We start from the raw sequence: 21,897 nt of genomic DNA on the forward strand, positions 1-21,897 counted from the left end.
TGGCTCGATCAGCTCACCCTTCGGCGCGTCGGGTGCGCCGGGTGAGGCGTGCGTGAAGGGAACGGGCGGAAGCGTCGGTGAGACACGCGATCTGATCGATGACCGCGCGCTTTCGGGCCCTGTCGTCCGCGGCGGTGTCGAAGATGGCGCGGAACTGCGGGTCCAGGCCCTCGGGGGCGCGGGCGCTGAGCGCCTCGGCCAGTTCGGCCAGGACGATGCGCTGGTCGGCGCGGATGCGCTCCTGCTCGTCGCGCTGCATGACGTACAGGTCGGCGACCGCCTTGAGGACCGCGCACTCGTTGCGCGCCTCGCGCGGGACCACCAGTTCGGCACCGTACCGGGTGAGGCGGCCCGAGCCGTACGCCTCCCGGGTGGCTCCTTCGGCGGCCAGGCAGAAGCGGCCGATCAGCTGGCTCGTGGCGTCCTTCAGACGGGCCTGGGCGACGGCGGAACCGTCGTATCCGTGCGGCCACCACTCCTGCTCCATCAGCCGGTCCAGGGCGGCGCGCAGTTCCTCGGGGGAGGTGTCGGCGGGGACGTACCGGCCGATGGCGACCCGCCAGATCGCGGCCCGCTCGGGCTCGGCGAACAGGAGGTTGGGGTCGAGGTGCCCGGCGTGCAGGCCGTCCTCGAAGTCGTGGACGGAGTACGCGACGTCGTCCGCCCAGTCCATGACCTGGGCCTCGAAGCACTTGCGGTCGGCGGGCGCGCCGAGCCGCAGCCACTCGAAGACGGGCAGGTCGTCCTCGTACGCCCCGAACTTGACCGAGCCGGGGTCGGTCGGATGGCCGCCGCGGGCCCACGGGTACTTGGTGGCGGCGTCCAGGCAGGCCCGGGTGAGGTTGAGGCCGACGCTGACCTGCTGCCCGCTCGCCGGGTCGGGCACGAACCGCTTGGGCTCCAGCCGTGTCAGCAGGCGCAGTGACTGGGCGTTGCCCTCGAAGCCGCCGCAGTCCTTGGCGAACTCGTTGAGCGCCTCCTCGCCGTTGTGGCCGAAGGGCGGGTGGCCCATGTCGTGCGAGAGGCAGGCGGCCTCGACGAGGTCGGGGTCGCAGCCGAGCGCGGCGCCCAGCTCCCGTCCGACCTGGGCGCACTCCAGGGAGTGGGTCAGGCGCGTACGGGGGCTGGCGTCCCAGTCGTACGAGCGGCTGCCGGGGGTGACCACCTGGGTCTTCCCGGCGAGGCGGCGCAGCGCGGCGGAGTGCAGCACCCGGGCCCGGTCGCGCTGGAAGGCGGTGCGCCCGGGCCGTTTGTCGGGCTCGGCGGCCCAGCGCTCGGTGTCGGCCGGGTCGTAGGGCGAGTAGAGGTCGTCTGCGGGGGCGTGCGCGGTGCCTTCCATGACAAGACGGTAACCGCAACGACTGACAAACCGGGATCAGGCGGAGACGAGTTCCGGCCGGGGGCGGGCGGCGGGACGGCCCAGGGCCTCGTCGTAGCGGCGCAGCAACAGCCGCGCCAGGGCCGGGTGGTCGCCCAGGGGGGCGGCGGCGAGGGCGGGCGAGGCATCGGCGGTCTGGGTGGCGAACCGGCCGGGAGCGGCGAAGTACGAGGCCACGGCGATCCGGTGGTGGCCGCGGGCGGAGAGGGCCCGGACCGCCTCGGGGGCGCTGGGAGCGGTGGCCGAGGCGTAGGCGGGCACCACCGGGACGCCGCCGAGTCGCCCGGCGAGCAGGGCGGCGGTGCGGCGGGTGTCGGCGGCCGAGTCGGGGTCGCGGGACCCGGCGGCGGCGAGCACCACGGCCGTGCCGGCGGTCCAGCCGGCCTCCACGAGCCGCTCGTACAGGGCCTCGACGAGCAGCGGGTGGGGGCCCAGCGGGGCGGCCACGCGGGTGTCCAGGTGGGTGGCCCGGGCGGCGGCCGCGGGGAGGTCGCGCTTGACGTGGTACCCCCGGCCGAGCAGCAGCGGGACGAGCACGGCCGCGCCGGACGTCGCGCGCAGGGTGTCGTCGAGCAGCGGCTCGTTCAGCTCGATGTGGCCGAGCCGGACGTCGAGGCGCGGGCGGAGCTCGCGGACCCGTTCGAGGAGGGCGAGGGCGGTGCGCAGGGCGCGCGGGTCCCGGCTGCCGTGGGCCACGGCGACGAGGGTGGGCTGCTGCATGGGCGGTCTCCCAGGGGGCGGGTGCGGGGCGGTCGCAGTCCGCTGAGCTGCGTGCCGAGTTGGGCGGTGATCCGGGTCAGCAGCTCGGCCGCGCTGCCGAACGGGAGGGAGGGGCTGTCGGGAGGGTGCACCGGCTCCGTCATGAACCGATCCTGCGGGTCGCACATTGCGGGTGCGTTGCGCGGGGGTGACGGGTGTTTGCGGGGTGCTCACTCGGTCGTTCGTACGAGTGAAAGGGGGCGGCGGCGGAACTCCGGGCCAGTCGGTGATCGTCAATGTGTGCGAACGGTGTGTGGTGCGGGCGGTGCACGGGAGGGGCGGTCATGGAGATCAAGGGCTGGGCGAGGGCTGTCGCGAGGGCGGTGGCGAGGTCGACGGCGCGAGCGAGGGCGGGAGCGAGGGCCGTGGTGGGCGCGGTGGCGGACCGGCGGCCGGGACCGGCGCGGCGGCTGCGGGGGGTCCCGGCCAGGCGGCTGGCGGTGCAGGCCGTCATGGCGGCCTGTGTGCTGGCGCTGCTCCCGTCGGCGTGGACGCACGCGTCGGCCGCCGACCGGCTGCGGACGACGGCCGAAGCGCCCGCCGCCGACGTGGCGGTGGTGTTCGGGGCCGGCCTGTGGCGGGGGCGGCCCACCCCCTATCTCGCCGACCGGCTCGACGCCGCCGCCGAGCTGTACCGAACCGGCAAGGTGAAGGTCGTCCTGGTCACGGGGGACAACAGCCGCCGGGAGTACGACGAGCCCGACGCCATGCGCAGGTACCTGACCGACCACGGGGTTCCCGACACCCAGATCGTCAGCGACTACGCCGGCTTCGACACCTGGGACTCCTGCGTGCGGGCCAAGGAGATCTTCGGGGTCGAGCGGGCCGTGCTGGTCACCCAGGGCTTCCACATACGCAGGGCCGTCGCCCTGTGCCAGGCGGCGGGCCTGGACTCGTACGGCGTGGGCGTCGCCGACGTGCACGACTCCACCTGGTACTACGGCCAGGCGCGCGAGTTCTTGGCCTCGGGCAAGGCGGCCCTGGACGCGGCCTTCAAGCCCGCACCGCACTTCCTGGGGCCGAAGGAACAAGGGGTGTCGCGGGCCCTGGCGGCACTGGGAGACTGACGCACCGCTAGATGGGGAAACACCTGACGGGCCGCTGACGCGTGCGGCGGCTCCCGCCCGCCGCACGCCATGCCGCCCCGCCGGTCCTGCGGCCGCATAATCGCGTGCCTCGACGGGGGCGCCGGGCTACGGTCCGCCCTGTGCAACAAGTCGACCACACCACCGCACCCCTGTTGCGCGACGTCCTCCCCGGGCTGAGCGCCGAACTCGTCCGACTGCTGGAGGAGGAGGGTGAACGCGATCTCGCCGTCTGCGCCCACGACCTCCGACTCCTCGCCGACTGCGGCTGCGGTGACGACTTCTGCCAGAGCTTCCGCACCGAGCCCCACCGGCCGGGGACGCCCTACGGGCCGGGCCACCGCAACGTGGCGCTGGTCCCGGCCAGGGGGTGCCTGATCCTCGACGTCGTCCACGGCCGGATCATGTTCGTGGAGGTCCTCGACCGGCCCGAGCTGCGGCCGGCCCTCGCCGCAGCCCTCACCGGGGGCGGCGCACCGTGCTGAGGTGGAGCACCCCGAGCCGTAACGCGGGGCGGCGGCGGGCGTAACACCCCCGACGCACGCTGGACCGTATGCACACCCCGGGAGCCACCACCGCCACCGCCACGCACTGCCCCTACTGCGCGCTGCAGTGCGGGATGAACCTGCGCCCCGAGCTGGGCGGCGCGGGCGTCACGGTGGAGGAGCGCGCCGACTTCCCGGTCAACCGGGGCGCGCTGTGCGGCAAGGGCCGCACCGCGCCCGCCGTGCTCTCCTCCCGGGTGCGCCTGACCGAGCCGCTCGTCCGCACCCACGCAGGGCGGCTCGAACCGGCGACCTGGGAGGAGGCCCTCGACGCCGTCGCCGCGGGCCTCGCCCGCACGGCCCGCGCTCACGGGCCCGACGCGGTCGGCGTCTTCGGCGGCGGCGGGCTCACCAACGAGAAGGCGTACGCGCTCGGAAAGTTCGCCCGCGTCGCCCTGCGCACCTCGCAGATCGACTACAACGGCCGCTTCTGCATGTCCTCGGCCGCCGCCGCGCACCAGAAGGCCTTCGGGCTCGACCGCGGCCTGCCCTTCCCGCTGGAGGACATCCCCCGCACCGGCTGCGTGATCCTCGTCGGCTCGAACCTGGCCGAGACCATGCCGCCCGCCCTGCGCTACCTCACCGAGCTCAAGGCCAACGGCGGCACCCTGATCGTCATCGACCCGCGCCGCACGCGCACCGCCGAGCAGGCCGACCTGCACCTGGCCCCGCGCCCCGGCACCGACCTCGCCCTGGCCCTCGGCCTCCTGCACCTCGTGGTCGCCGACGGCCGCACCGACGAAGAGTTCATCGCCGCCCGCACCACCGGCTGGGAGGAGGCCCGGGCCGCCGCCATGGCCCACTGGCCCGAGCTGGTGGAACGGATCACCGGCGTCCCGGTCCCGGCCCTGCGCGAGGCGGTCGGCCTCTTCTGCGCCCCGGACTCCGCGATGGTGCTGACCGCCCGCGGCCCGGAGCAGCAGTCCAAGGGCACCGACACCGTCGGCGCCTGGATCAACCTGTGCCTGGCCACCGGCCGGGCCGGCCGCCCGCTCTCCGGCTACGGCTGCCTCACCGGCCAGGGCAACGGCCAGGGCGGACGCGAGCACGGGCAGAAGGCCGACCAGCTCCCCGGCTACCGTAAGCTCACCGACCCGGCCGCGCGGGCGCACGTCGCGGAGGTCTGGGGCGTCGACCCCGACAGCCTCCCCGGGCCCGGCCGCAGCGCCTACGAACTCCTCGACGCCCTCGGCACCGACGTGAAGTCCCTCCTGCTGATGGGCTCCAACCCGGTGGTCTCGGCGCCGCGCGCCGCACACATCGAGGACCGGATCCGCTCACTGGACTTCCTCGCCGTGGCCGACGTCGTGCTGTCCGAGACGGCCGCCCTCGCGGACGTCGTCCTCCCCGTCACCCAGTGGGCGGAGGAAACCGGCACCACCACCAACCTGGAGGGCCGCGTCCTGCTGCGGCGCCGCGCCCTGACCCCGCCCCCGGGGGTCCGCAGCGACCTAGACGTCCTGCACGGGCTCGCCGCCCGCCTCGGCGTCGAGAAGGGCTTCCCCACCTCCCCCGAGGAGGTCTTCGACGAGCTGCGCCGCGCCTCGGCCGGCGGCCCGGCGGACTACTCCGGCATCACCTACGCCCGCATCGAGGCCGAACAGGGCGTCTTCTGGCCCTGCCCCGAGGGCTCCACGGGCACCGAACGCCTCTTCCTGGACCGCTTCGCCACCGACGACGGCCGGGCCCGCTTCGTCCCCGTCGCCCACCGTGACGCCGCGGAGGTCCCCGACGCGGAGTACCCGCTCCTGCTCACCACCGGCCGCGTGGTCGCCCAATACCAGTCCGGCGCCCAGACCCGCCGGGTGGAAGAGCTCAACGAGGCCGCACCCGGCCCGTTCGTGGAACTGCACCCCCGCCTCGCCGCCCGCATCGGCGCGGTCGACGGCAGCCCCCTGGCGGTCACCTCCCGGCGCGGCCGCGCCGTGGCACCGGCGCGGATCACGGACGCCATCCGCGCGGACACGGTCTTCATGCCCTTCCACTGGCCGGGCGAGGGCCGCGCCAACACCCTGACCAACCCGGCCCTGGACCCCACTTCGCGCATGCCGGAGTTCAAGGTCTGCGCGGTCCGCGTCGAGCCGGTCCAGGGCCCGGCCTGATCGGCGGGGCGGGCCGGGGAGCGCCGCGAGGGCAGACCCGGGCCGGCCCCGCCTACTTCGCGGGGAGCGGTTCCAGGACCACGCTGCCGGGCAGTGCCGCGGCCATGTCGTAGGCGTAGACCCCGGGCCGGACCCAGATGAACCAGTTGCTGGCGGCGACGATGGTGTGACCGTACGCCCGGCGTCCCACCTCGATGCTGTCGCCGACCTCGTCCCTGCTGAAGCGGGCCGTGCTCAGCACGTCGATGTCGTTGTAGACCGTCGTTCCACGGTGCTGCACCTCGCAGACCCCGTTCGACCCGTGCGGGAAGACGTTGCGTACCGTCACCTTGCAGTCGAAGCCGCCCTTCCCCAGGGCGGTGACCACGTCGTCGACCGTGGCGTACTCGGGTCCGGCCGGCACGTTGCCCGGCATCGGCGTCAGCGGAGGGCGTCCCCGGTCCTTGTCGACGAGGCCGCACGCGCTCAGTGTCAGCAGCATCCCCAGCAGCAGGGGGACGCACTTCGGTGTGCGCATGCGTCACTTGCTCCTCGGCGGTGTGGGCGCCGGGCCCGGGCTGGGGGAGGGAGTACCGGGTTCGGCGGGGCCGGTGCCCGTTCCGGTGTGCGGCCCGCCGCCCTCATGGTAGATCGGGTCGACGGAGACGTGGTGTCCGGCCGGGGTCTGCGACTCGAGCTGCCGCACGGCGCCGGATCGCCAGGAGCAGCTTGCGGCTGATGCCGGTCTCGGCCGCGGCCCGGTTCACCGCGGCGAACTGGGCCGGAGAGACGTTGATCGGGTGCAGTCCGTCCGTCCCCCCCGCCAGGGCCAGGGCGACCGCCAGCGGGGACCCGTGCGTCAGGGCCTCCTTGGCCAGCTTCGGATCGGAGACCGCGGTCAGACCCTCGATCGTGCGGAGGACGCGCGCCGTGTCCACGTCGGCCTGGCCGGCCTTCCGCAGGGCTTCGGTGATGATTCCCTGCGCGTGGTCGACGGGTTCGAGGTGCTCGGTACTGCCCTGCGGCACCATGACGGGCTTCGCCAGCTGGACCCGGCCGCTGTCGTCGACCTTCAGGTCACGGGCGCGGGCGCAGTCCAGGGCGCTGTTCAGGTCCCGCTGTGCCCCCACGATCGCCTCGGCCAGGTCTTCGTAGGCCTTGGCCATCGCGCGCAGGGCCAACGCGGACGTCTCGTAGTCGTCGGCGTGCTTCACGAACCGTTCCGTGGCGGCGCGTCCGGCCTCGCCGACCCAGCACCGGTCGACCGTCCGGGCGACGTCCTGGCGCGCGTACGAGGCGAGGCCGTCGCACTGTTTCGCCACGGCCACCGCGTCGTCGGCCGCGGTGCGCCACTTCTGCGGATCGGCCTGCTTCAGTTCGGGACGGAAACCATCAGGCGCCCTCCAGCACGCCGCCGGCCGCGCGCAGCCGGTCGGCTATCGCCTGGTCCTCGGCGTTGACGGCGTTCGTGTTGCCCGTCGTCAGGGCGTCGGCCGCGTCGTCGACCAGGTCGGCGAACTCCCGCAGTCGGCGCTGCCAGGCGGCCACGCAGTCGTTGCTGGCCGTCCCCGCCGCCCACCCGGCGTGGCTTCGGCCCACGGCCTCGGCGTCGTCGAGTGTGGACCTGCCCCGGGCCTCGGCGTTCGCCGTACGGATCCCGGACGCCTTGGAGCGCACGGGGCCGTGGACGAGGGCGAGGTCGGGGTCCCCCGCCGCAGGGGCCGGGGTCGCGGAGGGGCTCGCTGAGGGAGCCGGTGACGGCGACGGCCCGGCGGAGGCCAGACGCAGGGCGGCGTCCCCCTTCGCCCGTGTCCATTCCGCTTCGAAATCGAGCGTCATGTCCCCAGCCTCGCACACCCCGATTCGCACTGGGGTACCCGTTTTTGACAGGGGGTCAGTCATCTGTACGCGGTCCGGCAATCGATCATCTCGGACATGTGTCCGACCCGCATCGGGGTTCCCGGCCGAGGGTAACCATCGGTCACGCGCCGGACTCAGAAAGTGCTCGCACGCCCCTCGTGGCAGCGATGCGTCTTACCCCACACTGAATGCGGTGCCCCCGTCCTCGGAGCCCCTGGAGGTCGCACCCGTGCAGACCCGGACCCTGACCGTGAACGCGAGCGAGTCCTCGGAGGCCAAAGCCGTGGACGAAGAGCCCGAGGTACTGGAGCTGATCGAGCCGGTGCCCGTGCAGCGCAGGCGGGACAGCGGCGAGAACGGGGGCGGAGCGGGACCCTCCGCCGACCTGTTCCGCCAGTACCTGCGCGAGATAGGCAGGATCCCGCTGCTCACCGCCGCGGAGGAGGTGGATCTGGCACGGCGTGTCGAGGCCGGGCTGTTCGCCGAGGAGAAGCTCGGCACCACTCCGGACCTCGACTCCCAGCTCGCCCTCGACCTCGACCGGCTCGTCGTCATGGGACGCATGGCCAAACGCCGTCTCATCGAGTCGAACCTGCGCCTGGTCGTCTCCGTCGCGAAGCGGTACGTCGGCCGCGGGCTCACCATGCTCGACCTGGTGCAGGAGGGGAACCTCGGGTTGATCCGGGCCGTTGAGAAGTTCGACTACGCCCGCGGGTACAAGTTCTCCACCTACGCCACCTGGTGGATCCGGCAGGCGATGTCCCGGGCACTCGCCGACCAGGCCCGGACCATCCGCGTGCCCGTCCACGTCGTCGAGCTGATCAACCGCGTCGTGCGCGTGCAGCGCCGCATGCTCCAGGAACGCGGCTACGAGCCCACCGCCGAAGAGGTAGCCGTCCACCTGGAGCTGACCCCCGAGCGCGTCCTGGAAGTGCTGCGCCTCGCCCAGGAGCCGGTCTCCCTGCACGCCCCCGTCGGCGAGGAGGACGACGTCGCGCTCGGCGACCTCATCGAGGACGGCGACGCCGCCTCCCCCGTGGAGTCGGCCGCCTTCTTCCTGCTGCGCGAGCACCTGGAAGCGGTCCTGTCGACCCTCGGCGAACGCGAGCGCAAGGTCGTGCAGTTGCGGTACGGGCTCGCGGACGGGCGGCCCCGCACCCTGGAGGAGATCGGCCGGATCTTCGGCGTGACGCGCGAGCGGATCCGCCAGATCGAGTCCAAGACCCTCAACAAGCTGCGCGACCACGCCTTCGCCGACCAGCTGCGCGGCTACCTCGACTGAACGACGGCAAAAGAAACGGCAAGGGGGAACGGGAACGGGAAGGGGAACGGGAAAGGGCGCCCCGAAGGACGCCCCCACCCGCTCATGCCGTGGTCAGTCGACCTCGGCGACCGCCTGGGCGAACTGCGCCGCGTACAGCCGCGCGTAGGCACCGCCCGACGCCAGCAGCTCCTCGTGCGTGCCCTGTTCCACGATCGAGCCGCTCTCCATCACCAGGATCAGGTCGGCGTCGCGGATCGTGGACAGCCGGTGCGCGATCACGAAGGACGTCCGGCCGTGCGCGAGCCGCGCCATCGCCTTCTGGATCAGCACCTCGGTACGGGTGTCCACCGAGCTCGTCGCCTCGTCGAGGACCAGGATCACCGGGTCCGACAGGAACGCCCGGGCGATGGTGATCAGCTGCTTCTCGCCCGCGCTGACGCCCGCGCCCTCGTCGTCCAGCACGGTGTCGTAGCCGTCCGGCAGGGTCCGGATGAACCGGTCCGCGTGCGCCGCCCGCGCCGCCTCCTCGATCTCGGCGCGCGTGACCTCGCGCGAAGCACCGTAGGCGATGTTCTGCGCGATGGTGCCGCCGAACAGCCAGGTGTCCTGGAGCACCATGCCGATGCCGCCGCGCAGCTCCTCGCGGGTCATCTTGGCGATGTCCACCCCGTCCAGGGCGATCTCCCCGCCCGTGACCTCGTAGAACCGCATCAGCAGGTTCACCAGGGTCGTCTTGCCGGCGCCCGTCGGGCCGACGATCGCGACCGTGTGGCCCGGCTCCACCGAGAGCGAGAGGTTCTCGATGAGCGGCCGGTCCGGCTCGTAGCGGAAGGCCACCTTGTCGAAGGTGACCTGGCCGCGCAGCTCCTGCGGACGCTCCGGCACGTCGGCGTCGCGCTCCTGCTCCGGAGCGTCCAGCAGCTCGTAGACCCGCTCCGCCGAGGCGACCCCGGACTGCACGAGGTTCGCCATCGACGCGACCTGGGTCAGCGGCATCGAGAACTGCCGCGAGTACTGGATGAAGGCCTGCACGTCACCGATCGACAGGGTGCCGGAGGCGACCCGCAGCCCGCCGACCACCGCGATCAGCACGTAGTTGATGTTCGAGATGAAGAACATCACCGGCTGCATGATGCCGCTGACCAGCTGCGCCTTGAACGAGGCCCGGTACAGCGCCTCGTTCTGCTCGGCGAAGACCGCCGCGGACTCCTTCTGCCGGCCGAAGACCTTGACCAGGTTGTGCCCCGAGTACATCTCCTCGATGTGGGCGTTGAGCGTGCCGGTCGTCTTCCACTGCTCCACGAACTGCGGCTGCGACTTCTTGCCGATCTTCGCGGCGACGTAGACCGAGACCGGTACGGTCCCCACCGCGACCAGCGCCAGCAGCGGCGAGATCCAGAACATCATCGCGAGCACGCCGACGATCGTCAGCAGCGAGTTCAGCAGCTGACCCATCGTCTGCTGGAGCGTCTGGCCGATGTTGTCTATGTCGTTGGTGGCCCGGCTCAGCACCTCGCCGCGCTTCTGCTGGTCGAAGTACGACAGCGGCAGCCGCGACAGCTTCGCCTGGAGCTCCTCGCGCATCCGGTACAGGGTGCCGTTCATGACGTGGTTCGACAGCCGGGTCGCGACCAGCATCAGCAGGCCGGCCAGGGTGAAGACCACCAGCGCCCAGATCGCCACGACCCCGACCGCGCCGAAGTCGATGCCCTGGCCCGGGGTGAAGGCGGTGCCGGACAGCATGTCCGCCATGCCCTCGTCACCGCGGGCGCGCATTCCCTCCAGCACCTGCTGCTTGGTCACACCGGCCGGCATCTCCCGGCCGACGATCCCCGCGAAGACCAGGTCGGTGGCTTCGCCGAGGATCTTCGGTCCGACAACGGCGCAGGCGACACTGCCGACGACGGCGAGGACCATGCCCCACAGCTTGGCCCGGTCCTGCGCGAGCTGGGCCAGGAGGCGCTTGCCCGATCCCTTGAAGTCCAGGGACCGCTGGGCCGGCCCCATCATCATCCGTCCTCCGGGCCCGCTCATGCGGCCTCCGCCTCCGTCAGCTGGGAGAGCACGATCTCCCGGTAGGTCTCGTTGCCGGCCATCAGCTCGTGGTGGCGTCCCTCGCCCACGACCCGGCCCTCGTCCAGGACGATGATCCGGTCGGCGTCGCGGATCGTGGCGACCCGCTGGGCGACGATGACCACGGTCGCGTCCACGGTCTCGCGCGCGAGCGCCGCGCGCAGCGCCGCGTCCGTCGCGTAGTCCAGGGCCGAGAAGGAGTCGTCGAAGAGGTAGATCTCCGGGCGCTGGACGAGCGTGCGGGCGATGGCCAGACGCTGGCGCTGGCCGCCGGAGACGTTCGTTCCGCCCTGGGTGACGGGGGCCTCCAGACCGCCCTCCAGCGCCGAGACGAATTCCTTGGCCTGGGCGACCTCCAGGGCCTGCCACAGCTCTTCGTCGCTGGCGTCCGGGCGCCCGTAGCGCAGGTTGGAGGCGACGGTGCCGGAGAACAGGTAGGGCTTCTGCGGAACCATGCCGACCGTCCTGGCCAGCAGTTCGGGGTCGAGCCGGCGTACGTCCTCGCCGTCGACGAGCACTTCGCCGCCGGTCGCGTCGAAGAGCCGCGGCACCAGGCCCAGCAGCGTGGACTTCCCGCTTCCGGTGGAGCCGATCACCGCCGTGGTCTCGCCGGGGCGGGCCACCAGGTCCACGCCGCGCAGGACCGGGGCCTCGGCACCCGGGTAGCCGAAGTCGGCGCCGCGCAGCTCCAGCAGCCCGCGGCGGGTGAGTTCGCGCACCGGGTCGGTGGGCGGGACGACGCTGGACTCGGTGTCCAGCACCTCCTGGATCCGCTCCGCGCAGACCTCGGCGCGCGGAACCATCATGAACATGAAGGTGGCCATCATCACGGACATGACGATCTGCATCAGGTAGGCGAGGAAGGCCGTGAGCTGGCCGATCTCCATGCCGCCGCTGTCGACGCGCATCGCACCGAACCAGATGACGGCGACGCTGGAGATGTTCACGACCACGATCACGGTCGGGAACATCAGCGCCAGCAGCTTGCCCGAGGCCAGGGAGACGCCGGTGAGATCGGCGTTGGCCTCGCGGAAGCGGTCCTTCTCGTAGTCGTCGCGGACGAAGGCGCGGATCACGCGGTTGCCGGTGATCTGCTCGCGCAGCACCCGGTTCACGGTGTCCAGGCGGTCCTGCATCTGGCGGAACAGCGGCCGCGTCCTGTAGACGATGGCGCCCACCGAGATCCCGAGTACGGGGACCACGGCCAGCAGGACGCCCGACAGCTGTACGTCCAGCGAGAGCGCCATGGCGATGCCGCCGACGCACATGATCGGGGCCGACACCATCAGGGTGAAGGTCATCAGCACCAGCATCTGGACCTGCTGGACGTCGTTCGTCGTACGGGTGATCAGCGACGGGGCGCCGAACTGGCCGAGCTCCCGGGCGGAGAAGCTCTGAACCCGGTCGAAGACGGCGCCGCGGACGTCGCGCCCGACGGCCGAGGCCGTGCGGGCGCCGTAGTAGACGGCCCCGACGTTGCAGACGAGCTGGATGAGCGACACGCCGAGCATCAGCGCGCCGAAGCGCAGGATGTAGCCGGTGTCGCCGTTGACGACACCGTTGTCGATGATGTCGGCGTTCAGGGTGGGCAGGTAGAGGCTGGCGCTGGTCTGCAGCAGTTGCAGCAGGACCAGCGCCGAGATGGGTTTCCGGTACGGACCCAGATGGGTCCGCAGAAGTCGTATGAGCACGCGCAGGCTCCGGTCGGCACGATCGAGGGGTTCACCCCATCTTCGGCCAATCGGCCCTGTGATCCCCACCGGATTTCGCAAAGGCCGGTCAAAAGGACCAGCCCCGCCGCGCGGGTCCTACGACCTTCGCGGCGGGGCCGGAAACAGCGTCGCTGCCGCTCAGAACGCGCCGGGGTGGATCTGCTCCCGCGTCGCGACGTACTGCTGGCGGACGCCCTGCCAGGCCGCGAACTCCTCGCCCGGCTCGAAGACCTGCGCCGCGGGGGCGGGCCAGACGGGCGGGGTGTGCGCGGCCAGTGTGCCCCGCGCCACGCCGAGGGCCCAGGCCGCCTGGCGGGCCGCGCCCAGCGCCGCGTAGTCGGCCGGCGCCGGTACGACGACCTGCGTGCCGAACAGCCCGGGGGCCGCCGCCTGCACGGCGGGCAGCTCGGCGGCCGCGCCCAGCAGGAACACCCGGCGGATCTCGACCCCGCGCGAGCGCAGGACGTCGAGGGCGTCCACCAGGCCGCACAGCATGCCCTCGAAGGCCGCCCGGGCCAGGTGCTCCGGCTTCATCGAGTCCCGGCGCAGGCCGCTCAGGGTCCCGGCGGAATGCGGCAGGTTCGGCGTCCGCTCACCCTCCAGGTACGGCAGGAGTACGAGGCCGTGCGCGCCCGGCGTCGACTTCAGCGCGAGCTCGGACAGCCCCTCCAGGTCGGTGCCGAGCAGCTCGGCGGTGCCGCGCAGGGCCCGTACGGCGTTGGAGGTGTTCACCACGGGCAGGTGCATGCCGGTGGCGTCGGCCAGGGAGGTGATCAGCCCGCCCGGCTCGGACAGCGCCTCGTGGTGCACCGCCATCACCGAGCCGGAGGCACCGAGGGAGACCACCGCGTCGCCGGGGCCCAGCCCCAGGCCGAGCGCCGCGGCCATCGTCTCGCCGGTGCCGGCGGATATCAGCAGCCCCTCGGGCGTGGTCCCGGCGGCGTCGGCCGGGCCGAGCACCTCGGGGAGCAGCGCCCGGTGCCCGAGCGCCAGCTCGACCAGGTCGGGGCGCCAGGCTCCGGCGGCCGCCGACCAGTAACCGGTTCCGGAGGCGCCGCCGCGGTCGGTGGTCCGCCGCGCCGGGCGGCCGAGCAGCTGCCAGACCAGCCAGTCGTGCGGGGACATCAGCACGGCCACCCGGCGGGCCGCCTCGGGCTCGGTGCGGGCCAGCCAGGCCAGCTTCGCGACCGGCTGCGCGGAGTGCGGGACCGAGCCCACCGCCTCGGCCCAGGCGTGCCGCCCGCCGAGGGCTTCGGTGAGGTCGGCGGCCGCGACCTGGCCGCGCTTGTCGTTGCCGACGAGGGCCGGGCGCACCAGGGTGCCCTGCGGGTCCAGCGGGAGCAGGCCGTGCTGCTGCGCGGAGACCCCGATGGCCTGGACCCCCTCCAGGATCCCGCCACCCGCGGCCTCGCCGAGCGAGAGCAGCCAGGCCTGTGGATCGGTTTCGTGGGGGCTGGCGCCGTCCGGTTCGCCCACGGGCTGTGGATGGGGTGCGTACCCCTGGCGCAGCACGGCGCCGGTCTCGGCGTCACAGACGACGATGCGTGTGAAGGCGGAAGAGCTGTCCAGCCCGGCGACTATCCCCATGCGGAGAATTCTGCCGCACGCGGGGCCGGTGTCGACCGTCCCGGAGCCCCTGAAACCTCATGGGTCCCAAGGGCTCCGGATGTGGCCCGTGGCACGTCAGGTGTTGCTGGTGCCCCACTCGTCCTCGGCGGCCTGGCCGCCGGCCCGGCCGCGCAGTCCGCGCACCCGGCCGGCGAGCGAGTCCGGTACGGCGTCGCCGACCTTCTCGCTCACGGCGGCGAAGGCCTTCCCGGCGTACTCGCGCCCGGTGTGGCCCGCTGTCTCGGCGGCGTTGCGCACCGCGGGGTTCTGCGCGACCTGCCGGGCGGACTTCTTCAGCTTCTCGTAGCGCTCGCGTCCGGCCCGCGTTCCGAGCACGTACCCGAGAGCCAGTCCGACCACGAACGTGACCTTGTACCGCATGCCTGTCACCCTTCGTCGTGTGGTGCCCGGCCTGCTGTCGATACCGATTGGCGGAGCACCCCCCTGCTTGCGCTAATCTATGTCTCGCAACGGGCGCTCGCCCCCCGGCAAGGCCGGAGGTGGGCTGTTCGATGCACCGCAGCAATCCCCTGTAGCTCAATTGGCAGAGCAGCCGGCTGTTAACCGGCAGGTTACTGGTTCGAGTCCAGTCGGGGGAGCGCAGTCCCCTGTAGCTCAATTGGCAGAGCATTCGGCTGTTAACCGGAGGGTTGCTGGTTCGAGTCCAGCCGGGGGAGCAAGGCAGAGAAGAGGGCCCTACGGGGTCCTCTTTTCTCTTTATCGGCCTTTTCGGGAACCGGGCAGCCCTCAGCGCGGTCTCTCTGAACAGGCGAAGCCGATCATGCGAGGCATCCGAAGCAGGAGATCGTATGAGCGGCTATGCTGCGGCAGACGGCGCGCACACGTGTACGCGCCACGCCGTGAAGGGGCGGTAGCTCAGCCGGTTAGAGCAGCGGACTCATAATCCGTCGGCCGTGGGTTCGAGTCCCACCCGCCCCACTGCACACCAGGTGTGCAGAAACGATCTGACCAGGGACTTCTCTGGTCGCGCGAGTCACTACGGTGATCCTGGCGGCCCTCCGGGGCCGCCTTTCGCGTTCCATGGGCGCTGCGGGGACGCTGCGGGGACGCGGCGGCAGCGACGCGGGGACAGACGTCACCCGGTGCTGACGGAAGCCTTACGGGTGCCTGTCAGGAAGCGGCGCACCGGCTCGTCACGGCCCATCGCCGCTGTGCGGTCGATCACGAGGCGAACCAGCGCCATGGTCTTCTTCTGGTCGTCCGGGATCCGGTCCGCGAGGTTCTCGGTCCGGATGACGTCGTAGCCCCGCTCCGCGCAGTGGGTCCGAAGCCATGCCTCGGCCGTTTCTGCCGCACGCTCAGCCGCTTGGACCTCCGCGCGAATCTGGCCGAAGACTTCACCGCCGGCGGCCGCTTGAACGCCGATCGTCCACTGCGGGCCCCGGGCGGAGCTGGCGGCGTGAGCGAACAGCACCGCCACGTCCTGGGCGAAGGCGCTGTCCGGGATCGTGAGGGCCTTCTTGACCGTGTACGTGAGCTCACCGCCGCGAGGTACGACGGCGACCGTCGACTCGGCCTCGGTCCGGAACAGCTCGGGCAGGACGCTGGTGTAGGTGTCCGAGGTGATCTGCCGCGAGCTGTGGCCGAGACGCTCCTGGACCACCTTGATGTCGTTGTTGGCGAGCAGGGCGAGGCTGGCCGAGAGGTGGCGCAGGTCGTGCAGGCGTACGGGCGGGAGGCCCGACAGTTCGACCAGCCGCTTGAACCGCCGGCTGATCCAGTCGGGGTGGAGTGCAGCGCCGTTCTCCATGGTGAAGACGCAGCCCGACTCGACCCACGCCTCCTCGCCCTCCCACTCAGCGCGTTCGCGCTCCTGGTTGGCCCGGTGCGTGGTGAGGACGCGGCCGGAGTGGCTGCTGATGCTCATGGTGCGGACGCTGTCGGCCTTCGGCTCTTCGCCGTAAACGCGATACGCGACCTCAACGAGCTGCGCCGAGATCCGCATCCGTAGCGCGGTCAGACTGACCTCCGTCCAGGGGAGGGCTGCCATCTCACCGCGGCGCGGTCCGAGAAAGGTGAACGTGTCCCACAGGGCGTAGAGGCGGTCATCCGCCACGAAGTCCAGGAACTCGCCAGCCTGCTCGGGCGTCCAGACCATCACAGGGCCGGGCTTCTCGCCCGTGCGCTTCCAGTGCTCTACGCGCTCAGGCGTCCACACCAACGGCTTGGGCCGCTTGACGGGAGGTAGCTCAATGAGCGCCGCCCAGTTGGTCTGGTATTCGAGCCGCTTGATCCCGCTGTTGAGGAAGCTGCTCAGGGTGGCGTTGATGCGGTGGAGCGTGGCCGGCCCCGTGATCTTCCGCAGGCCGCGCGCGCCCTCCCTCAGGGCGGCGTTGGCCGCCAGGTAGGCGCTGCGGGTCTTGCGCCGTTCCTCGGGCTTTCCAGATGCGCGTATCCATGCTTCGCGCGCGGCGTCGCGCGCCTGGGTAAGTTCCATCACCCGGCCGTGGTGAAGCAGGCGTTCCGCGTTCTCCTTCTTGATGGCCGCGTACATGGCTTCGATGTGCCGCGCGTGGAGGTCGTTGCGCTTGATGTGCCCCAGGTAGGGCATGAGGTACAGCCGGATGTGCCCCTCGTACCCGTGCGAGGTTGTCCGGGCGAGGCTCCCCTTCCGCTCAACCCAGGCGGTGAGGTCCTCCCCCACAGTGGCCGAACTCAGGACATCCGTGACCCCCTCGGCCTTCTTGAGCGCCTTCTTGGCCTCCGTCTTGGCCTTGTCCTGCGTCTCGAAGCCGCCACGGCGCACTCTCCGGCGCCTTCCGTTCTTGCCGGGCTCCAGCTCGAAGTAGAAGTACCAGGTCGAGTGCCCCTTCTGCTTGAGCTTCGGGCAGGTGGCTCCGACCTCCTTCATCTTTGGCGTGCCGTCGCTCAGGAGCACCGGCTCGCCAGCCTCGTTGAGGACCGGGACCTTGCATGCGCACCTCCTGAAGTAGCTGATGTCAGTCATGACTCTCCCCCTGCTGATGTGGCCTACGTGCTGATCTTTGCCGCTCTGTGAGACATGTTGCCCCAACACTGGAGTGTTGGAGTATTCTTATGTCTAACGTTGGCGCGGGGGAGAACGCGACGACGAGATGACAGTGAAAGAGAGCTCGGGAACCGGCTCCGCTGGGATGACCTTGGAGGAGCTACTGGCCCTTCCGCCGACGGTGAACGTGTCGACGGCGGCGCGGGCGCTCGGCATCGGCGTGCACAAGGCGTACGCCTTGATCAGGTCTGGTGACTTCCCCGTGAAGACGCTCGCCCTCGGCGGTACGACACGCGTGCCAGCTGCCGCCTTGTGGCGTGCGCTGCAGGTTGAACCGCCGAGCCGCTAGCTGCGGCGGCGGTCATCGATCTTGAGACGGAGCGTGCCATTGGTACGGACCGTGACCTAGGATCGGGCCGCCACGGGGGAGAACAAGAAGAGATCGGACGGAACCGCATGCCACGGCTCTACGGATTCGAGGACAACTCGCGGCGCCGCCTCCACGAAGACGAGGTCGGGCCGCTGCGAGAGATGGTCAGCCGCGCCCTTCTGGACCCTCCGCAGTCCGACGGGGATATCGCTGTGTGGGCCAACGCCCAGGGCCACCGGGGGACCCTCGGGGGTGAGTGGAAGGACGCGAGTATCGGTCGCCTCCTCAAGAACCCCGCCATCGCTGGACTGAGGCGAGACGAGAACGGTGAGCTGGTCGACGCCGGCCACCCCGGGGTCATCACCCCTGCGGAGTTCATGGCGCTGGAGGAGCGCCACGCCAAGCGGAAGAAGGCAACGCCCGACGCCCCCTACTCCTATCTCCTCACGGGAGACGTAGGGGGCATCGCTTCGTGCGGTAAGTGCAAGCAGCATCTGACCGGCGCTCGCAACAACGCGGGGAGCCCCGGGTACCGCTGCCGTCCGAAGGACAAGCAGGGAGTGGGCGGATGCGGGGAGGTCCGTGTGAACGCGGAGCTCCTTGAGACCTACGTCGCCGAGTACCTCGTTGCAGAACTCCTCAAGCCGGACGTGCGGGCGAGCATTGAGGCCGCACAGGAAGCCGCTCGCGCGCAGGTCGACGACCTCAAGAAGGCGATTGCGGAGCTGGAGGAGCGAGGACGCGACGTCGCCGAGTTGTACGGCCGTCGGCAGATAGGCCGAGATGCCTTCCTTGCCGCGCAGAACGCCGCGACCGACGAGATCAAGATCAATCGAACCCGCCTCCGGTTCGCGGAGCAGATGGCGAACTTCAAGCTTGGTGGCGCCCGAGACCTCGTCCGATGGTGGAACACAGCCCCGCACGCCTCCAAGCAGGCCATCGCCTTGCTGCTCCTGGAGGGCGTGCGGGTGTTCCCGGCCAGCGCGAAGGGTGTACGTACGATCGAGCCCGGCCGCGTGGTCTTGGACTGGCGGAAGGGCCGAGCCGTTACGCGGTGACCTGGTCAGCCTTCCGCTGAGTGAGTCGCCGGCCGACCATGGCCATCGTGAGACCGGTGATCAGAGCTACCGTGGCGAGGCCGGCGAGGAGAGGGGAAATGATCTCTTCGTACCGCAACGGCCAGGGGTGCCGGAGGTAGTGGAGCACCAGGTACGAGCCCTTGCTGATCGCGTAGGCGACGCCGAGGACGGCCGCGGCCGCCGAGGTGGCGAGACCTCGGCAGGTCCAGGTGTGGCCGCGGCGCGACGTCGACAGGGCCATGCCGGAGCAGAGAAAGGCGATCTCGCCGCACGTGATGGCGACGTAGGTCAGGTAGACCAGAAGGTAGACGGTCACGCCGGGTTCCGCCGCGAAGCCGGTGGTGAACTCCATGTCGGGGCCAGTGGTCGCGATGAACAGCGGCAGCATCGCCGCCAGCACCGCGATGCCGAGGGCGACCCGCGCGTAGAGGCTGGCCTTCAGCACCTCGTGGTTGTACGACCAGTCCACCAGCATCAGCTGGAGGCTTCCGCACCACAGGACGGCGCAGATGTGTGCCCCAAGCTTGGCCGAGTTGTTCATGCCGGTCAGGTCTTCAAGCGGGCTCTCGACCGCCGGCACGGCCAGGAGGACGCCGATCGTGCAGACACCGAAGGCAACTGCGCGGGCAGCGCGGGCGATCCGGTACTCACTCCGGTCACGCAGCCGCCAGGCATCTCGGGCGGAGTACCACGTCCCCACAATCCCGACCAGAGTGCATATGCCAAAGACGATGCCGTCCATGATGGTCTTTCAGAGTCCTTCCAAATCAGAGACGGCCCGATCGGCAGCCTCGGTAAACGACAGACGGCGACGCCGGCCGGGTCGCGGCGGCTCCACCATGGGCGGCAGCTCCGGCACCTCCGGGATGTTGGTGTCGGTCTTACCGTGTCGTTTTCGGATCGCACGCGCGGCCTCCACCAGCTCCGCGGCGCCCGCTTCCCCCAGGTCGTGGATCAGCCGCAACGCCTCCCGGGCGTCCGCCTGCCCTTCGTAGACCTCCAAGGAGGTCAGGCCGTTGTACCCAGGAAGGAAGAAAGCTACCGGAGCGTCGAATGCCCGTGCGAGTCCGAGGGTCTGTGACGTTTTCGGGTCACTCTTCTCGCCGTTCAGGAGGTCGGCGATGACCTGGTGGGTCATCGCCGGCTTGCCGCCGGGAGTGGCCGCAGTCGCAACCTCCAGGGCGCGCAGGCTGGGGCTCTTGCCGACGCGGCCAGCCTTCCGACGCAGCAGCAGTGCCAGCTTGCTCGCCAGTGGTATGTCGGGGCCGGAGGGCATAGGCGGGTCCTTCGTGGCGGCCACCGAGCGGCCGCGGTGGATGGTGGCGGAGTGGCTGGAGTGCGGCAGCCGGGGCTAGTTGGGAATCTATCGGTCCGATCAATTGTCTATCTTCATTGACATTAGGTCACTCTCCGAAGCAGGATCGTTGTAGATCCGTTGGATCATGATGCTAGAGGTGCGGGCATGCCCGCACCTCTAGGCTGCGGCGGTGCTGAGTGCACCGATGTACGCCAAGGTGTGCCGCGTACGGAGGTGTGTCGGGATCTATGTTCTGCTGCGAAGGGTGGGGGAAGTGACTGGGCGACACGGAGGGGTGCGGCGTGGCGGTCGAACTGGAGAGGGTGCTCGCGCGACTGGGGGAGTCGCGCGGCGAGGCGTTCGTAGACCTCGGAGACGACGCGGCGCATGACCTGCTGGCCGCCTTCGCGATCGTTGCCCCTACAGCGGTTCCCCGCCGGCCGCCGGGTGTATCCCGCGTGACCGCCGGGGCTTGCGGGGGTGCAGAGTGAACCGGGCCCGGCGTGACCTTCTGGTCGCGCCGGGCCTCTGACGTGCAGAAACTTTCAGGCAAATGTGGACCCACCTCAGGAATGCATATAGAATAGAACTACAAGGAGCGGGGAGGAAACCTCACTCCGAACGACCTCTTGGAGAATCAGATGGGTACCAAGACCGCCAGCCTCAAGCTCGCTCAGATCCACCGCAACGAGGGTCAGCCTCGCGAGCACTTCGACGAGGCCGAGCTCAAGGAGCTGGCCGACTCGATCAACGAGCACGGCCTGCTCCAGCCGATTGTCGTTCGTAAGCGCGAGAAGGGCGGCTACGAGATCGTCGCCGGCGAGCGCCGCTTCCGGGCCCACGAGATCGCGGGCAAGATCACCATCGATGCCCGGATCATCACGGGTAACGACGGCGAGGCCATTGATGATGCGGCCGCCTTCGAAAAGGCCATGGTCGAGAACATCAACCGAGCCGACATGCTGCCGCTTGAAGAGGCCAAGGGCTTCAAGAAGCTCGTCGACATGCAGGGTTCGGACGTCGAGCTCAAGGACGCCGTCCAGATCGTCGCCAAGAAGGTCTCGAAGACGGTGCAGTACATCAACGCACGCCTCGCCCTTCTCGGCCTGAGGCCCGAAGTCGCCGCCGCCGTGAACCTTGGCCACATCGGCACCCAGGCAGCCGTCCAGATCGCCGCGCTGACCAAGGACAACCAGAAGGGCGTCTTCGAGAAGTGGAAGAAGGGTGACCTGACCGACAACCAGCTCGTCCACATCGCCTACGCCATGCGCAAGCAGGAGAAGGCGGCGACCCAGGACTCCATGGTCGAGGTCGAGGAGATGACCCCCGAGCAGAAGGCCGAGCGCACGAAGGAGACCACCAAGACCAAGACGGCACTCGACGAGATCGAGCGTCTGTGCGGCCTGCTGGAAGACGTCTCGAAGACCGACGCCCAGCACCTGTCCAAGCTCCTGGCCGGGGAGGTCAGGCAGCGCCTGGAGCAGCTGGACCGTGCCGCCAAGCGTCTGGAGAAGGCGCGCTTCCAGGTCCGACAGGCCGTAGCGCACGCGGAAGCCAGCGCGATCATCGTCAGCGCCGAGGCGGAGGCGCCGGACCTCGCCGCTGAAGCGGAGGCCCTGATGGCGGCCGCTGTCGAGCCGGAGGGTGGCGCCGACGCGGCATCGGGCGCCGAGCAGGAGCCGGAGGGCAACGCCGCCGCTGATGAGGAGTCGGAGACGGTAACGGGCGACACGAAGTCGACCGAGACCGCCGCCTGATCGACCAGTCCAGGGCGGGCGGCCTCAACGGCCGCCCACC

General features: G+C 70.7%; 19 protein-coding genes and 3 tRNA genes. 10 read left to right on the plus strand and 12 right to left on the minus strand.

Annotated features, from left to right (window positions below):
- Window positions 1–13: 13 nt before the first annotated feature.
- Window positions 14–1,339, minus strand: coding sequence for a deoxyguanosinetriphosphate triphosphohydrolase (locus ACZ3X1_RS05225; protein ID WP_362627636.1), 1,326 nt, complete (start codon window positions 1,337–1,339; stop codon window positions 14–16).
- A gap of 36 nt (window positions 1,340–1,375) precedes the next feature.
- Window positions 1,376–2,098, minus strand: coding sequence for a sirohydrochlorin chelatase (locus ACZ3X1_RS05230; RefSeq protein ID WP_390076852.1), 723 nt, complete (start codon window positions 2,096–2,098; stop codon window positions 1,376–1,378).
- A gap of 491 nt (window positions 2,099–2,589) precedes the next feature.
- On the opposite strand from ACZ3X1_RS05230, the gene ACZ3X1_RS05235 reads away from it, so the two are divergent.
- The 3 genes from ACZ3X1_RS05235 (at window position 2,590) to ACZ3X1_RS05245 (ending at window position 5,869) form a co-directional block, all read left to right on the plus strand.
- Window positions 2,590–3,204 (plus strand): SanA/YdcF family protein, encoded by a 615-nt coding sequence (locus ACZ3X1_RS05235; protein WP_467277576.1) that lies wholly within the window; start codon window positions 2,590–2,592, stop codon window positions 3,202–3,204.
- A 140-nt stretch (window positions 3,205–3,344) separates the two neighbouring features.
- Entirely contained in the window at window positions 3,345–3,707 is a 363-nt protein-coding gene (locus ACZ3X1_RS05240) for a hypothetical protein (protein WP_467276794.1), read from the plus strand.
- A 68-nt stretch (window positions 3,708–3,775) separates the two neighbouring features.
- On the plus strand, window positions 3,776–5,869 hold the full coding sequence (locus ACZ3X1_RS05245; protein WP_467276797.1) for a molybdopterin oxidoreductase family protein: 2,094 nt from the start codon (window positions 3,776–3,778) through the stop codon (window positions 5,867–5,869).
- A 52-nt stretch (window positions 5,870–5,921) separates the two neighbouring features.
- Here the strand turns inward: ACZ3X1_RS05245 and ACZ3X1_RS05250 are convergent, their stop codons facing one another.
- From ACZ3X1_RS05250 to ACZ3X1_RS05260, 3 genes are all read right to left on the minus strand, one after another.
- Window positions 5,922–6,386, minus strand: a complete 465-nt coding sequence (locus ACZ3X1_RS05250; protein WP_467276799.1) for a hypothetical protein — start codon at window positions 6,384–6,386, stop codon at window positions 5,922–5,924.
- 103 nt (window positions 6,387–6,489) lie between these two features.
- Entirely contained in the window at window positions 6,490–7,170 is a 681-nt protein-coding gene (locus tag ACZ3X1_RS05255; RefSeq protein WP_467276801.1) for a hypothetical protein, read from the minus strand.
- A gap of 70 nt (window positions 7,171–7,240) precedes the next feature.
- On the minus strand, window positions 7,241–7,687 hold the full coding sequence (locus ACZ3X1_RS05260) for a hypothetical protein (protein WP_467276803.1): 447 nt from the start codon (window positions 7,685–7,687) through the stop codon (window positions 7,241–7,243).
- Between the two features lie 250 nt (window positions 7,688–7,937).
- Between ACZ3X1_RS05260 and ACZ3X1_RS05265 the strand changes: the two genes are divergently transcribed.
- Window positions 7,938–8,990, plus strand: a complete 1,053-nt coding sequence (locus ACZ3X1_RS05265) for an RNA polymerase sigma factor (protein ID WP_030657144.1) — start codon at window positions 7,938–7,940, stop codon at window positions 8,988–8,990.
- A gap of 93 nt (window positions 8,991–9,083) precedes the next feature.
- On the opposite strand, the gene ACZ3X1_RS05270 is transcribed toward ACZ3X1_RS05265, so the two are convergent.
- From ACZ3X1_RS05270 to ACZ3X1_RS05285, 4 genes are all read right to left on the minus strand, one after another.
- Window positions 9,084–11,006, minus strand: coding sequence for an ABC transporter ATP-binding protein (locus tag ACZ3X1_RS05270; protein WP_467276806.1), 1,923 nt, complete (start codon window positions 11,004–11,006; stop codon window positions 9,084–9,086).
- Window positions 11,003–12,736: an ABC transporter ATP-binding protein gene (locus ACZ3X1_RS05275; protein ID WP_467276809.1), complete on the minus strand. Its 1,734-nt coding sequence runs from the start codon at window positions 12,734–12,736 to the stop codon at window positions 11,003–11,005. Before ACZ3X1_RS05275 ends, ACZ3X1_RS05270 begins: the two co-directional genes overlap by 4 nt.
- Before the next feature lie 159 nt (window positions 12,737–12,895).
- Window positions 12,896–14,344 carry an FGGY family carbohydrate kinase gene (locus tag ACZ3X1_RS05280; RefSeq protein ID WP_356810384.1) on the minus strand — a complete coding sequence of 483 codons (1,449 nt, stop codon included), beginning with the start codon at window positions 14,342–14,344 and terminating at the stop codon, window positions 12,896–12,898.
- A gap of 96 nt (window positions 14,345–14,440) precedes the next feature.
- Window positions 14,441–14,746, minus strand: a complete 306-nt coding sequence (locus ACZ3X1_RS05285; RefSeq protein ID WP_356810383.1) for a YtxH domain-containing protein — start codon at window positions 14,744–14,746, stop codon at window positions 14,441–14,443.
- 145 nt (window positions 14,747–14,891) lie between these two features.
- Between ACZ3X1_RS05285 and ACZ3X1_RS05290 the strand changes: the two genes are divergently transcribed.
- The 3 genes from ACZ3X1_RS05290 to ACZ3X1_RS05300 all read left to right on the plus strand — a co-directional run bounded on the left by ACZ3X1_RS05290 (window position 14,892) and on the right by ACZ3X1_RS05300 (window position 15,304).
- Window positions 14,892–14,964: transfer RNA gene (locus ACZ3X1_RS05290), tRNA-Asn, on the plus strand.
- Window positions 14,965–14,969: 5 nt separating this feature from the next.
- A tRNA-Asn gene (locus tag ACZ3X1_RS05295) sits at window positions 14,970–15,042 on the plus strand.
- 188 nt (window positions 15,043–15,230) lie between these two features.
- Window positions 15,231–15,304 (plus strand) — tRNA-Ile (locus ACZ3X1_RS05300).
- A 157-nt stretch (window positions 15,305–15,461) separates the two neighbouring features.
- Here the strand turns inward: ACZ3X1_RS05300 and ACZ3X1_RS05305 are convergent.
- Window positions 15,462–17,333, minus strand: coding sequence for a tyrosine-type recombinase/integrase (locus ACZ3X1_RS05305; protein ID WP_467276813.1), 1,872 nt, complete (start codon window positions 17,331–17,333; stop codon window positions 15,462–15,464).
- Between the two features lie 127 nt (window positions 17,334–17,460).
- Here ACZ3X1_RS05305 and ACZ3X1_RS05310 point away from each other — a divergent pair, with 127 nt between their 5' ends.
- On the plus strand, window positions 17,461–17,703 hold the full coding sequence (locus ACZ3X1_RS05310; protein ID WP_467276815.1) for a helix-turn-helix domain-containing protein: 243 nt from the start codon (window positions 17,461–17,463) through the stop codon (window positions 17,701–17,703).
- A 107-nt stretch (window positions 17,704–17,810) separates the two neighbouring features.
- Window positions 17,811–18,782, plus strand: a complete 972-nt coding sequence (locus ACZ3X1_RS05315) for a recombinase family protein (RefSeq protein WP_467276817.1) — start codon at window positions 17,811–17,813, stop codon at window positions 18,780–18,782.
- Here ACZ3X1_RS05315 and ACZ3X1_RS05320 read toward each other — a convergent pair.
- Together ACZ3X1_RS05320 and ACZ3X1_RS05325 are read right to left on the minus strand one after the other, a co-directional pair.
- On the minus strand, window positions 18,772–19,545 hold the full coding sequence (locus ACZ3X1_RS05320; RefSeq protein ID WP_467276819.1) for a hypothetical protein: 774 nt from the start codon (window positions 19,543–19,545) through the stop codon (window positions 18,772–18,774). The two genes, ACZ3X1_RS05315 and ACZ3X1_RS05320, sit on opposite strands and share 11 nt — an antisense overlap.
- A 9-nt stretch (window positions 19,546–19,554) precedes the next feature.
- Window positions 19,555–20,079 (minus strand): hypothetical protein, encoded by a 525-nt coding sequence (locus tag ACZ3X1_RS05325; RefSeq protein WP_467276820.1) that lies wholly within the window; start codon window positions 20,077–20,079, stop codon window positions 19,555–19,557.
- Window positions 20,080–20,741: 662 nt separating this feature from the next.
- On the opposite strand from ACZ3X1_RS05325, the gene ACZ3X1_RS05330 reads away from it, so the two are divergent.
- On the plus strand, window positions 20,742–21,857 hold the full coding sequence (locus ACZ3X1_RS05330) for a ParB/RepB/Spo0J family partition protein (RefSeq protein ID WP_467276822.1): 1,116 nt from the start codon (window positions 20,742–20,744) through the stop codon (window positions 21,855–21,857).
- The last annotated feature ends 40 nt before the right edge of the window (window positions 21,858–21,897 follow it).

The sequence above is a fragment of the Streptomyces sp. NPDC023541 genome (assembly GCF_055559995.1).

What these genes read in the sequence shown, in the direction of transcription:
- ACZ3X1_RS05305 (WP_467276813.1), bottom strand. Translation starts at nt 17,333, where the DNA reads ATGACTGACATCAGCTACTTCAGGAGGTGCGCATGCAAGGTCCCGGTC.
- ACZ3X1_RS05320 (WP_467276819.1), bottom strand. Translation starts at nt 19,545, where the DNA reads ATGGACGGCATCGTCTTTGGCATATGCACTCTGGTCGGGATTGTGGGG.
- ACZ3X1_RS05230 (WP_390076852.1), bottom strand. Translation starts at nt 2,098, where the DNA reads ATGCAGCAGCCCACCCTCGTCGCCGTGGCCCACGGCAGCCGGGACCCG.
- ACZ3X1_RS05260 (WP_467276803.1), bottom strand. Translation starts at nt 7,687, where the DNA reads ATGACGCTCGATTTCGAAGCGGAATGGACACGGGCGAAGGGGGACGCC.
- ACZ3X1_RS05235 (WP_467277576.1), top strand. Translation starts at nt 2,590, where the DNA reads ATGGCGGCCTGTGTGCTGGCGCTGCTCCCGTCGGCGTGGACGCACGCG.
- ACZ3X1_RS05330 (WP_467276822.1), top strand. Translation starts at nt 20,742, where the DNA reads ATGGGTACCAAGACCGCCAGCCTCAAGCTCGCTCAGATCCACCGCAAC.
- ACZ3X1_RS05250 (WP_467276799.1), bottom strand. Translation starts at nt 6,386, where the DNA reads ATGCGCACACCGAAGTGCGTCCCCCTGCTGCTGGGGATGCTGCTGACA.
- ACZ3X1_RS05270 (WP_467276806.1), bottom strand. Translation starts at nt 11,006, where the DNA reads ATGAGCGGGCCCGGAGGACGGATGATGATGGGGCCGGCCCAGCGGTCC.
- ACZ3X1_RS05225 (WP_362627636.1), bottom strand. Translation starts at nt 1,339, where the DNA reads ATGGAAGGCACCGCGCACGCCCCCGCAGACGACCTCTACTCGCCCTAC.
- ACZ3X1_RS05285 (WP_356810383.1), bottom strand. Translation starts at nt 14,746, where the DNA reads ATGCGGTACAAGGTCACGTTCGTGGTCGGACTGGCTCTCGGGTACGTG.
- ACZ3X1_RS05310 (WP_467276815.1), top strand. Translation starts at nt 17,461, where the DNA reads ATGACAGTGAAAGAGAGCTCGGGAACCGGCTCCGCTGGGATGACCTTG.
- ACZ3X1_RS05325 (WP_467276820.1), bottom strand. Translation starts at nt 20,079, where the DNA reads ATGCCCTCCGGCCCCGACATACCACTGGCGAGCAAGCTGGCACTGCTG.
- ACZ3X1_RS05245 (WP_467276797.1), top strand. Translation starts at nt 3,776, where the DNA reads ATGCACACCCCGGGAGCCACCACCGCCACCGCCACGCACTGCCCCTAC.
- ACZ3X1_RS05280 (WP_356810384.1), bottom strand. Translation starts at nt 14,344, where the DNA reads ATGGGGATAGTCGCCGGGCTGGACAGCTCTTCCGCCTTCACACGCATC.
- ACZ3X1_RS05315 (WP_467276817.1), top strand. Translation starts at nt 17,811, where the DNA reads ATGCCACGGCTCTACGGATTCGAGGACAACTCGCGGCGCCGCCTCCAC.